Genomic DNA, 1188 nt, shown 5'->3' with positions numbered 1-1188 from the left:
TCGATCTTCGATTACTCGATGATCTTGGAGACGACGCCGGCGCCGACGGTGCGGCCGCCTTCACGGATGGCGAAGCGGAGCTTTTCTTCCATGGCGATCGGGGCGATCAGCTCGACCTTGAAGGAGACGTTGTCGCCCGGCATCACCATCTCGGTGCCCTCGGCCAGCGTCACCGTGCCGGTCACGTCCGTCGTGCGGAAGTAGAACTGCGGACGGTAGTTGGCGAAGAACGGCGTGTGACGGCCACCCTCTTCCTTGGTCAGGATGTAGGCCTCGGCCTCGAACTTGGTGTGCGGCGTCACCGAGCCCGGCTTGCAGAGAACCTGGCCACGCTCGACGCCTTCACGGTCGATACCACGCAGCAGCGCGCCGATGTTGTCGCCGGCCTCACCACGATCCAGCAGCTTGCGGAACATTTCCACACCGGTGCAGGTCGTCTTGGAGGTGTCGCGGATGCCGACGATCTCGATCTCGTCGCCGACGTTGATCACGCCACGCTCGACACGACCGGTCACAACCGTACCACGGCCGGAAATCGAGAACACGTCCTCGATCGGCATCAGGAACGGCTGGTCCACGGCGCGGGCCGGGGTCGGGATGTACTCGTCGACAGCGGCCAGAAGCTCGCGGATCTTCTCTTCGCCGATCTCCGGGGACTTGCCTTCCAGAGCCGCCAGCGCCGAACCCGCAACGATCGGAATGTCGTCGCCGGGGTACTCGTAGTCGGTCAGCAGCTCGCGGATTTCCATCTCGACGAGCTCCAGCAGCTCCTCGTCGTCGACCTGGTCAACCTTGTTCATGAACACGGTCATGTAGGGAATGCCGACCTGGCGACCGAGCAGGATGTGCTCGCGGGTCTGCGGCATCGGGCCGTCAGCAGCCGACACCACCAGGATCGCGCCGTCCATCTGAGCAGCACCGGTGATCATGTTCTTCACATAGTCGGCGTGGCCGGGGCAGTCGACGTGCGCGTAGTGACGGTTTTCCGTCTCGTATTCCACGTGCGCGGTCGAGATCGTGATGCCACGGGCCTTCTCTTCAGGCGCACCGTCAATCTGGTCATAAGCCTGAAAGTCACCGAAATACTTCGTGATCGCGGCCGTCAACGTCGTCTTGCCGTGGTCAACGTGACCGATCGTGCCGATGTTCATATGCGGCTTGCTGCGGTCAAACTTTTCCTTTGCCATG

1 protein-coding gene is annotated in these 1188 nt (G+C 62.5%); it reads right to left on the bottom strand.

Going from position 1 to position 1188, the window contains the following annotated elements:
- Positions 1 to 11 precede the first annotated feature (11 nt).
- On the bottom strand, positions 12 to 1187 hold the full coding sequence (gene tuf / locus CLV78_RS23580; RefSeq protein ID WP_106208604.1) for an elongation factor Tu: 1176 nt from the start codon (positions 1185 to 1187) through the stop codon (positions 12 to 14).
- Position 1188 lies beyond the last annotated feature (1 nt).

The sequence above is a fragment of the Aliiruegeria haliotis genome (genome assembly GCF_003003255.1).
Lineage (GTDB): Bacteria > Pseudomonadota > Alphaproteobacteria > Rhodobacterales > Rhodobacteraceae > Tropicimonas > Tropicimonas haliotis.
This window is presented reverse-complemented; position numbering and strand designations above follow the sequence as displayed.